Here is a 9,844-nt window from a genome sequence, read left to right on the forward strand (position 1 = left end):
GAGGATCAAGCCCATCGCAGTACACGCGGGCGCGCCCCGACGGTTACGCCGCCACGACCCAACCCATCTCTCCAGATGAATTGTCGGCGATACCCACGCCACTGTCAGCCCGCTGACCTGCGATCTCCGGTCCGCCTGGTCTTGTGCAGTGCGACCGACCGGTAGCGTGACGTGCTGATCGATTCCGGAACATGCGATGATCCCATGTCATGTGTCCGGGGTCACCGACCGACGATCCCGGGAGTCGCGTCGTTGCCGCAAGAGAGAAGGACCGCACTATGACAGCCGCCGACAGTCATCTATCGGACGCTGGAACGCAGGATTCGACCGGCGACTCGGAGGGCTATTCGCGCGGCCTGAGCCCGCGAACCATCCAGATGATCGCCATCGGCGGCGCGATCGGCACCGGCCTGTTCTACGGCGCGGGCGGCGCGATCGAGCAGGCCGGCCCCGCCCTGATCCTGGCCTACCTGGCGGCGGGCGTGGCGATCTTCGTGATCATGCGAGCGTTGGGGGAGCTGCTCACCTACCGTCCGGTCTCCGGCAGCTTCGCCGAGTACGCGCACGAATTCCTCGGCCGTTACGCGGGTTTCGTGACCGGCTGGTCGTACTGGGCGGTGTGGGTGGCCACCTGCATGGCCGAGATCACCGTGGCGGGCAAGTACGTGCAGTACTGGTTCGACATCCAACCGTGGATCACTGCCCTGGTGGTGCTCGCGGTGATGTTCGCCGCGAACCTGATCTCGGTGCGCCTGTTCGGTGAGGGCGAGTTCTGGTTCTCCACCATCAAGGTCACCGCGATCATCGGCATGATCCTGCTCGGCATCGGCGTGCTGACCATCGTCTTCGGCCACGCCGCCAACCCGACGGTGACCAACCTGTGGGCCGACGGCGGCGTGTTCCCGAACGGCTTCGGCCAGTCGCTGCTGGTGCTGCAGATCGTGTTGTTCGCCTACGTGGGTGTCGAGCTGGTCGGCGTCACCGCCGGTGAGGCTCGCGAGCCGCGCAAGACGCTGCGCAAGGCGATCAACACGCTGCCGTTCCGGATCGGCCTGTTCTATGTCGGCGCGCTCTTGGTGATCATGTCGGTGTCCAGCTGGCGCAACTTCCACGCGGGCAAGAGCCCGTTCGTCGAGGTGTTCCAGCAGATCGGCATCCCCGGCGCTGCGGGCATCATCAACTTCGTGCTGCTCACCGCCGCGTTGTCGTCGTGCAACTCCGGCATCTACTCGACCGGCCGCATGCTGCGCACCCTGTCGCTGCACGGCGAAGCACCGGCGGCGCTGAACAAGCTGAGCTCGCGCCACGTGCCCTACGTCGGCATCTCGGCGTCGGCGGCGGCGATGGTGATCGGCGTGATCGTCAACATCATCTCTCCGGACAAGGCGTTCGCCTACATCACCTCGGTGAGCACCATCGGCATCATTTTCGTCTGGGGCATGATCTTGGTTTGTCACCTGATCTATCGCACGCGGGTCGCGCGCGGTGAGCTCCCGGCGACCGACTACCGCCTCCCCGGCGCGCCCTACAGCACCGTGCTGGCGCTGGCGTTCCTCGCCCTGGTGGTCGTGTTGCTCTTCTTCACTGAGAGCGGTCGCACCGCCGTGGTCGTCGGCGTCGTCTGGACGGTACTGGTGTCCGCCGGTTACCTCGCCCTGACCCGCCTCGGAAAGTCCAGCAGCACAACGGATCCCGCGCGCAGCTCCGCAAGCCACTAGGCGCACTCTTGCACCACTCTTGATGTCCCGCACCGGAATTCGCATGCGATTCCAGGTGCTGAACATCAAGAGTGGTGCGGCTGTGCGCATCAGTGGCTGGGCGGCGGTCGCATGCGCCGCCGGCAGGGGCGTGAGGTCGCGTGCGAAAGGCATGCGGCTGCGGTGGGGCTACTCGCGTTTTGCTCGTGAACGGTCGTGTGTTGGGGTTTTCGCAGGTGGAGGGCCTGGTGCGGGCCGAAAGTAGTTCAGCACCAGCCGCGTGATGTCGGCGAGGAAGCGCTCGCGAGAGACTGCGGGCTGGTCGAGTACGTAGCGAATGGCGAGGTGCTCGACCGCGCGAACCAGCATCCACGAGGCCGCCTCGAAGTCCACATCGTCGGGCAGCGAGGCCCGATGCATCGTCAACGCCACCCGCGCCAGCTCACCGATCTGCTGCTCGAACGCGAATACAGTGTTGTCGCCACTGAGCCGCGGCGTCTGCTCGATGACGGCGCGCAGCAGCGCAGGATGACTGCCCAATGCCTCGAGCAGCGCGGAAATCGTTGCCGGAACGGCAGTTTCGGGCGGCTGATGGAGTTGGGCCAGCACGCTGCTGTGTACCCGTGACGCGACTTCGCTGTTGTAGCGGTCGATTACGGCGGTGACGATCGCGTCCTTGCCCGGAAAGTATTGGTACAGCGAGCCGGGACTGATACCCGCCGCCTCGGCGATCCGATTGGTGGACGCGCCGTCATAACCGTGCTCGATGAGCACCGCCTGCCCCGCGTCGACGATGCGTTGCACCATCGCGCGAGAGCGCTCCTGCTGCGGCGTTTTCCGCGTTCTCGGTGGCATCAGAAGACGAATTGAACGCGAGTATTTATTCGTGTCAGCATCAAGTCATGGTTGCACACAATGACGTGCTGCACGAGAGCCCCCGCGCACCCGTGCCACTCGGTCCGGACTCGTTGACCTGGCAGATCTTCGGCTCCCTCTACTTCGCGCCCACCGGCCTGTTTCTGGGCATGGTGCAGAACATGCATCCCGGCCTCGGCGCGGGCGTCGAGTACCACTCCGAGATCAAGGACGAGTTCTATCAGCGGGTGCTGCGCTCGGCGTATCCGATCGTCGGCGTGGTCTTCGACGGCCCGCGCGCCGAGCAGACCGCCCGCGAGATCGTGAACTACCACCGCACGATCAAGGGCACCGACGCACAGGGGCGGCGGTATCACGCGCTCGACCCCGGCACCTTCTATTGGGCGCACGCGGTGTTCTTCGTGCAGACGTTGCGTGCGGGCGAACTGTTCATGGGCGGCCTCACACCCGCGCAACGCGAACAGCTGTGGCGCGAGCAATACCAGTGGTACGAGATGTACGGGATGAGCATGCGAGTCGTCCCGAAGAGCTGGCCGGAGTTCCAGGTCTACTGGAATGACATGTGCGAGAACGTCTTGGAGTCGACCTATGCCGCCTGGGAGGTGTACCGGCTGGCCGAAAACGCTCCGGTGCCACCGTTCCCGATACTCGACCTGCTACCGAAACCATTGTGGGAGAAACTATTTCGACCGTACGGTGCGAAGTTCTATCAGTTCGTCACCATCGGCCTGTGCGATCCGTCGATCCGGCGCACGATGGGCTTCACCTGGACTCGCAGGGATCAGTTCCTGTTCGACCGCTGGTGTGAGCTCTTCACGGCGATGAACCGGGTGACACCGGACGGGATTCGCTACTTCTTCCCCCGCATCCGAGCCGGTCGCCGCCGCGAACGCGGCCGCCGCCCCGCGACAATGGCGCCACCGGAAGCACCCGAATTGCTCTGGCCCGCAACCGAAGACCGCGACGACCCGAAGCACTACTGCCCGGTCCACGCCGACCGCGGGTCGACCCCCGCCACGAAATTCCGGCAACTGACAGGATTTTGACCGATGCTGGACGTGAACACCGCCGCACACCCCAACGACTACTACTACCGCCAGGGCATGCCGCTGCGCCCGCCACCGCCGCGCGCCGTCGCCTCCGAATTATGGTTCGAGCCAAGGAAATCGATCCTGTCGCCGTGGATCGACGTACGACCGATCCCCGCCGAGACGCCGCGCACCCGGCTGATGGCCGACCACCTCTGGCAGGGCGACGAACCGATGGACCAGCTGGTCGCCGCGTTCCGCCGGATCGGCACCGCCGAGGGCAGACGCCTACTCGACCAGGCCCTCGACCACGGCATCGACACACTCGACGATCCGCCACCGGAACTGGTCGCGCTGTTCGCCACCCTCGACAACCCACCGGACTGGTATGACCCCGACCTCTGGGAGCACGGCCGCCAACTCTGGATCAACGTCTCCACCTCCGGCAAGCTCGCCATGGGCGTGCAGGACTTCATGGGCACCTTCGTCGGCGCCGAGGTCGCCTCCGCGACCGGCGCCACCGGCCGATTCGTCAACGATCCCTACCGGCGAAACCTGGAGACCGCCACCTGGTTTCGCAATGTGACGGTCCGCGGCGGCATGGACCGCTGGTCGCCGGTCTTCAAAGACACGGTGCGCGTGCGACTCATGCACGCCCAGGTCCGCGCCGGCCTGCGCCGCGCCTGGGGCGCCGACCATTTCGCCACGCACGGCAACCCCATCTCCAACAGCACGATGATGGGCGCCGCGGTAACCTTCGGCCTGTCGCCGATGTGCTTCGATCACACCCACGGCCGCAAATGCACTGAGCGGCAACTGAATGCGGTGATGCACTATTGGGCCTACATCGCCTACGTCTTCGGCGTCGCGGACGAACTGATCCCACGCTCGGCCGTCGAGGGCATGGAGATGTCGGACTACATGGTCGCCACCGCCGGTGTCGCGCCGGAATGGACCGCGAACATGGCCGGCGCGGCAACCCACCGCCTCGCGGGCGCGACGAGCGTCGTCGATCGACTGAAAGTCCGAGCGACGGCACCGCTACTCGGCCTGCTGACCTACTTCAGCAGCGCAGGACTCGTGCGAGAGTTGTTCCGCAGCACACCATTACGCGATGTGCCGGTACAGCCCTGGTCGACCCTGACCGGCGTGGCGGCCACACTCGACGTCCGACTGCGCGCATTCGACGACGCCCTACCGGGTGCCCATGGCCGCATGGTGCGCCGAGCCGCCGCCGACGACCCGGTCTGGCGCCGCAACACCAAGGTCGCGAAACTGCTCGCCGCCCGCGTCGGCATCTACGGCACCCCATACGACCAACACGACGAATCAGCCACCGGCCTCGCCCGCTGCCCGGTCCGATGATCCCGCCCCTCGTGGTCGAACTACGCAAATCCGGCCGCACAGTCCTTGTCCCACCCGCCTTCACCGTGCTCGAGGCACTAGAAGACGCGGGCATCGCCGTCGACTCGATGTGCCGAGCAGGCATCTGCGGAACCTGCGAAACGCGAGCCCTCGCCGCCACCGGCTCGCACCCCAGCGACCACTACCCTCGCCCCCTCCGCCTCTGCACAACCGCCCCCGGCCCCCTCACTTACCTCATCCTCGACCTCTAACGTCACCCGCACCCCCACATCGACAACCCGGCACGGTGCCCGACGATCTGCACCGGTTCCGGAGCCGCCTCCTCGGGACACCCTGAACGGGTGCAGATCCAGAAGATTGGTGCGAGCGATGGCCGCTTCGACCGGAGACGCGATCCGGTGGGCCTGCGTGCCGATGACCCCGCCGCTGTACCGGAAGATCCGCACCGGCTCGCGGGATCTGACACCTTGCGGTCACCCAGACCTGCAGCCCCGACCCCGAGAAATGGTGTCAACGACGAGCCCCGACCTGAACTTGACGTAGGTTGCGTGCTCTTGACGCGAGCTGCAAACCTACGTCAAGAGCACGCAACCTACGTCAAGTCGTCGTGGCACTGCTCGGGGTCCCGGTCGATTAGGAGAAGGCCTTCTGTGGCGTGCACCGCCGGGACTGCTGACGGCTCGGCTCATCGTTGGGCGACTCGCTGGTGTCGAGTTGGCTGCGTGCCGCAGTGTGGTTTGAGCGGTATGCAGCCGACACAACCGTATAGCGGTGCAGTTGTGATCGTGTACACGCGCGGCGCGGGCTAGCCGATGACGCAGTAGCGTTGCGCATCGGAGCCGGGCGTCGGTGAAGCGTGGGTTGGGGCGATTCGGTTGTGAGTCGAGGCGGAGGTAGTGAGATGACAACGAAGACGTTGGATGAACTGGTGCCGGGCGACCTGCCTGCCGGGATTGCCGCACTGACGCCTGAGGTCCAGGCTGAACTTGCCACGGTGGTGGCCGAAGCCAGGCGTAAACAGGCGAAGGACCTGGAAGCCGCCGCGTACTCGCTGCTGGATTTCGTCCCCCGCTTCCTGCGCGGCGCGGTCAAGAAGGCGGCGGGGTTGTGACCGACGCGGCCACCGCCCAGGTGACGAAGCTTGCCCGCACGCTCGGCGTGCCCGTCGAACGACTCGCCTACCTCGCCGACGTCTCCGCCGCCGACGTCAGAGACTTCCGTTTCCAGGTCGCCGACCTACTGTTCGAAAGCCAATCCGGCGGCCTGCGCAAAACCGCGGCGGCGGCCAAGGTGATTCCCGCCCCGGTCATCGCAAAACTGGTGGCGCGCAACCGCAACGCGCTATTGGCCGCGCGCATGGCGGGCGTACTCGAACCGTCCCACGCCGTCGACGTCGCCAAGCGCCTGCCGGTCGACTTCCTCGCCGAGGTCGCCCCGCTGCTCGACGCCCGCCGCTCGGCCTACATCATCGCCGGGGTACCGACGGACACCATCGTCGCCGTCGCCAAACTACTTGCCGAGCAAGCAGATTGGATCACCCTCGGTGACCTGATGGCCGCGATCTCCGACGCTGCCGCCCGCGCCGCGCAAGCCGCCCTCGACGGAACCGCCCTGATCCGCGCGGCCTTCCTCGTCGACGACGCCGAGCACCTGGAACGATTGGTCGCCCTGGTCTCCGCGGCGAAGCTGGCCGAAATGCTCGGAGCCGCAGCCGAACACGACCTGTGGGACGAATACCGCAGCACCCTCGACGGCCTCTCCGGCTCCGCCCTCGCGGCCGTCCGCGCCGCGGTCGACCAACTGCCGCCCGAACACCGCGACCGCGCACTCGCCGAAATCGCCGACCGCCCCGGGGCGTAACGATCGAGTACATCCCCGGCGACCAAGAGCACCGCCACCAGAAGTTCCCCGAATCCGATCACGCGCCGGTCGTCGCGACCTTCGAGTTCGCCGGACCCTAGGCGTCCACGATCTTGCGCCCCGGCATACACGCCGAGGCCAGCACCATCACGGCCGCCATCACCAGGACCGTGATGAAGACCAGATGCACCGCCGACGACAGCGTCGACGGCAGCGGATGATCGGTGTGCCCGACGCGTGCGTTCACGATCGCGCCGAAGATCGCGACGCCCACCGCGCTGCCGATCGAGCGGCCGAACATATTCGCCGAGGTCACCACGCCACGCTCGGACCAGTCCGCACTCGTCTGCGCCGCGATGAGGGTCGGTGTCGCGACCAAGCCCATGCCGATGCCGATCACGAAGCAGGATCCGGCGACCTGCCACAGCGTCGAATCCTCGTTGATCAGCAGCGTAGTCGCGGCGCCCACGGTCGCCAGCCCGCTGCCGATCAGCGCGGTCGATCGAAAACCGATGCGCAGGTAGAGCTTTCCGGCCTGGGAGGCGGCGATCGGCCAGCCGAGGGTGAGCACGCCGACGGTGAGTCCGGCGACCAGCGCGCCGGTGCCGAGCACGCCCTGGGTGAACGTCGGGACGTAGGAGGTCAAGCCGATCAGGATGGTGCCGACGAGCACGGAGACGAGGCTGCTCGCGATGATCACCCGTCGGGTGAACACCCACAGCGGCAGGATCGGATTCTCCGCCCGCCGCTCGACCAGGCCGAACAGCACCAGCAGCACCGCACCGCCGACGAAGATGCCGATGCTCGCGGGGGAGTTCCACGCCCAGGCCTGCCCGCCCTCGAGCAGGCCGAGGATCAGCGCACCCGCGCCGACAGTCAAGAGGGCAGCACCCAGGTAGTCCACCTTTTGCTTGCGCCGCGGCGCGGTCTCGGCGAACTTGCGCAGCAGCATCCAGGCCGCGACGGCCGAGAGCGGCAGGTTGATCAGGAAGATCCAGCGCCAGCTCAGGTAGTCGGCGAAGACGCCGCCCAGTAGCGGTCCCGCCACCGAGGACATCGCCCACACGCTGGCCAGATAACCCTGCACCTTCGCGCGTTCGGTGAGTGTGTAGAGGTCACTGGCGATGGTCATCGTCATCGGTTGGATCGCGCCCGCGCCGATGCCCTGCACCGCGCGGAAGATGATCAGCCCGAGCATGCTCGTGGCCAGCCCACACAGCAGGGAGCCGAGCGCGAACACCGCGATGCCGAACATGAGGACCGGCTTACGTCCGACCGTGTCGGCGAGCTTGCCGTAGATCGGGACGGTCACGGCCTGGGCGAGTAGGTATATAGAGAACAGCCACGGAAACTGCGCGAAGCCGCCGAGCGTGCTGGTGATGGTCAGCACCGCGGTGGCGATGATGGTGGAATCCAACGCCACCAATCCCGTCGACAGCATCAGCGCACCGAGTACGGCGCCACGCTCCGATCGAAATCCGACGGACGATGCCACTGTCTCGGTTGCCACGCGCGCGGCCCCTTTCGTTTGTTCGACTAACCACCATCAACGAACGTAGTCCGGTCCCAGCTATTCCCGCTCGGAATTTTCTCGGCATTCGGGTGTCGACGAGCCCCGCGGCGGGCCCGCGATCGCCCGGTGTCGGCACCGATCGAGGCGGGGCCGCGTAGGGGTGCCGTGGCCCGGTGTTGGACGGCCGTACATACGAAGTTGGACGGCCGCACATCTCTGGCAAACAATGAGCTATCAAATTGACGTGACGGGATGTTGCGTCGAGCGGTGCGGAATGTTTCCGGCAGTTGAATGCGCTGTGGTGAATCGTTGACGTCTTTCGTCCGACCAGGTGAAATCGGGCGAAAAAACTACGCGAATGGGACGTATGGCGCCCGGTGCATGCGGAGGGCCTTACTCCGTATAAAACCGGTGTCTCAGCTCACAGGAGCTTCCAGGTGGAAGCTGTAGACAGTTATCTCAGGACGGTTGTACTGTCTGCCGATGTGTTCAGGACGACGCCGTAGGTAGGTGATGTTAGAGCTCGGGCAGTAGAGCAAAGTCACTGATGTTTTCCTCAACCTGCGTGTAATTGTTGTCCCAAGCATGAGGGCACGGACGACCCCACTCCACTGAAATGTAAAGACCGACCCGACCGGATAGTGAACGGGGCCTCCCGATGGAAATCTTCTGCATAATTCTGCTCGTCTATCTCGTGTTTGCCGAGCCATTCTTCGAGATATTCTCGGTACGCGTTTTCACGAAGGAATTCGGTGAACGGTCCGACGCGCGCGTCCGCCTGTATCAGGGTGGCGTCTTCCGGACCTGGGCGACCCTGGCGGTCATCCTCATCGCCTTCGCGGTCAGCGGCACCTCGGTGCACGAGCTCGGCCTGACCCACTTCGACTTCTCGATCTTCCGCGGCTTCTCGCTCGCGGAGAAGATCATCAGCCTGGCCATCGTCGCCGTCTACGTGTCGTATCTGCTTGGGCCAGTGCTGATTCCGCTGGTCGGCGGTCGCCGCGGCAAGGACTGGATCGCGCACAAGATCGAGTACGTCGTCTTCATCACGCCGGAGAGCTCGATCGAGCGGTTCTGGTGGCTGGCCAACTCGTTCAGCACCCCCGCCGAGGAGGTCGTCTACCGCGGCTTCACCATCTACGCGGTCGCGCTGCTGTGGCCGGACATGCCGTTCTGGATCCTGATCATCGTTGCCGGTGGCGTCATCGATGGTCTGCGGCACGGATTCCGTCCCGCCGTCTCCGCCCAGGTGATATTCGGTGGTGTCGCGCTCGCGCTCACCTACAAATTGACCGGAGCGATCTGGCCGACCATCGCGATCAAGCTCTTCCACGATCTGCGCGTGCTGGCCTTCCCGCTGGCGCAGGCCCGGCGCAACCTGGCCGAGCGCGGATTGTCCGAGATTCCCGGAAAAACCCTCACCGACCAGAATGTCCCCGCCGTCGCGGACAATACTGAAAATTCAGTCGAGCCACGTTCTTCTGTTTCTACGTAGTAGGGATAGT

The 9,844-nt window shown here is 65.5% G+C and carries 9 protein-coding genes; 7 read left to right on the forward strand and 2 right to left on the reverse strand.

Annotation, left to right across the window (positions count from 1 at the left end):
- Positions 1–278 precede the first annotated feature (278 nt).
- On the forward strand, positions 279–1,718 hold the full coding sequence (locus ABZ942_RS20740) for an amino acid permease (RefSeq protein ID WP_357384265.1): 1,440 nt from the start codon (positions 279–281) through the stop codon (positions 1,716–1,718).
- Positions 1,719–1,886: 168 nt separating this feature from the next.
- On the opposite strand, the gene ABZ942_RS20745 is transcribed toward ABZ942_RS20740, so the two are convergent.
- Complete coding sequence (locus ABZ942_RS20745; protein ID WP_357384267.1) at positions 1,887–2,504, reverse strand: TetR/AcrR family transcriptional regulator; 618 nt, start codon at positions 2,502–2,504, stop codon at positions 1,887–1,889.
- A gap of 95 nt (positions 2,505–2,599) precedes the next feature.
- Here ABZ942_RS20745 and ABZ942_RS20750 point away from each other — a divergent pair, with 95 nt between their 5' ends.
- The 5 genes from ABZ942_RS20750 (at position 2,600) to ABZ942_RS20770 (ending at position 6,826) form a co-directional block, all read left to right on the forward strand.
- The gene (locus ABZ942_RS20750; RefSeq protein WP_357384269.1) at positions 2,600–3,619 is read left to right on the forward strand and encodes an oxygenase MpaB family protein; all 1,020 of its coding nucleotides are present in this window, start codon (positions 2,600–2,602) and stop codon (positions 3,617–3,619) included.
- A gap of 3 nt (positions 3,620–3,622) precedes the next feature.
- Positions 3,623–4,966, forward strand: coding sequence for an oxygenase MpaB family protein (locus ABZ942_RS20755; protein ID WP_357384270.1), 1,344 nt, complete (start codon positions 3,623–3,625; stop codon positions 4,964–4,966).
- Complete coding sequence (locus ABZ942_RS20760; RefSeq protein WP_357384272.1) at positions 4,963–5,217, forward strand: 2Fe-2S iron-sulfur cluster binding domain-containing protein; 255 nt, start codon at positions 4,963–4,965, stop codon at positions 5,215–5,217. Before ABZ942_RS20755 ends, ABZ942_RS20760 begins: the two co-directional genes overlap by 4 nt.
- A gap of 650 nt (positions 5,218–5,867) precedes the next feature.
- Positions 5,868–6,077 (forward strand): hypothetical protein, encoded by a 210-nt coding sequence (locus ABZ942_RS20765; protein ID WP_357384274.1) that lies wholly within the window; start codon positions 5,868–5,870, stop codon positions 6,075–6,077.
- A complete protein-coding gene (locus ABZ942_RS20770) occupies positions 6,074–6,826 on the forward strand; it encodes a hypothetical protein (RefSeq protein WP_357384276.1) in 753 nt (250 codons plus the stop codon). The genes ABZ942_RS20765 and ABZ942_RS20770 overlap by 4 nt, the downstream gene beginning before the upstream one ends.
- A 97-nt stretch (positions 6,827–6,923) precedes the next feature.
- On the opposite strand, the gene ABZ942_RS20775 is transcribed toward ABZ942_RS20770, so the two are convergent.
- A complete protein-coding gene (locus tag ABZ942_RS20775) occupies positions 6,924–8,336 on the reverse strand; it encodes an MDR family MFS transporter (RefSeq protein WP_357384278.1) in 1,413 nt (470 codons plus the stop codon).
- Between the two features lie 661 nt (positions 8,337–8,997).
- On the opposite strand from ABZ942_RS20775, the gene ABZ942_RS20780 reads away from it, so the two are divergent.
- The gene (locus ABZ942_RS20780) at positions 8,998–9,834 is read left to right on the forward strand and encodes a CPBP family glutamic-type intramembrane protease (RefSeq protein WP_357384280.1); all 837 of its coding nucleotides are present in this window, start codon (positions 8,998–9,000) and stop codon (positions 9,832–9,834) included.
- Positions 9,835–9,844: the final 10 nt, after the last annotated feature.

The organism is Nocardia sp. NPDC046473 (assembly GCF_040645995.1).
Taxonomy (GTDB): Bacteria; Actinomycetota; Actinomycetes; order Mycobacteriales; family Mycobacteriaceae; genus Nocardia.